Annotated in this window: 1 protein-coding gene; it reads right to left on the reverse strand. The window is 61.2% G+C overall.

All coding sequences use genetic code 11. The features are described 5' to 3' along the window. Window positions 1-255, reverse strand: a 255-nt coding sequence (locus ACN6NG_RS30040) for an immunoglobulin-like domain-containing protein (RefSeq protein WP_474317560.1), incomplete at both ends; no start/stop codon positions are given.

The following is a 255-nucleotide window of genomic DNA, read 5'->3' on the forward strand; positions in this document are numbered from 1 at the left end:
CCGGCGCGCTCACGGTGACCGAGCCTTCCGATTCACCGGCTTTGACGGTGACGGTGGTGCCATCGGTCAAGGTGAAGGTCAGGCCTTTGTGGTTGGTGACCGGCAGGGACGGGTCATCGCTGACCAGCTTCACGGTGTAGGTGATTTTGCCACCTTCGGTGACGGTTCCGCTGCTGACCGACAGCTCGGCGGTTACGAGGCTCTGCGTATCGGTCACAGCGACCGAAGCAGCTTTACCGATCTGCAGGTTTTCCA

Source organism: Pseudomonas sp. TSO6 (assembly GCF_056098905.1).